Source organism: Variovorax sp. 01N429, assembly GCF_056399425.1.
On record NZ_JBFTRG010000233.1, the window covers coordinates 1 to 371 of the forward strand.

Genomic DNA, 371 nt, shown 5'->3' on the forward strand with positions numbered 1-371 from the left:
CCCGCGGCCTCAACCTGGCCCTGCACGACGTCAAGGTGCTCGCCAAGGTCCTCGTGCGGGCGCTCGGCAGCGAAGGCGAGAACGCCCTGGACGACTACCAGCCGCAGGCGCTGCAGCGGGTGTGGCGGGCGCAGAACTTCTCGTACTGGATGACCCAGATGCTGCACACCGCCCCCGGCGGCTCCGACTACGACCTGCGCCGCCAGCTCGGCGAGCTGGACAACGTCGTCGGCACCCGGGCCGGCCGGACCTACCTGGCCGAGCAGTACACCGGCTGGCCCACCCGCACGAACGCCTGACCCGCCGCCGCGCGACCCCGAGGAGAGCACGCATGATCATCGACTGCCACGGGCACTTCACCACCGCCCCGC

1 pseudogene is annotated in these 371 nt (G+C 72.0%); it reads left to right on the top strand.

The features are described from left to right. Positions 1–299, top strand: a pseudogene (locus tag AC1DSF_RS31390) (4-hydroxybenzoate 3-monooxygenase); the annotation flags it as partial. Positions 300–371: the final 72 nt, after the last annotated feature.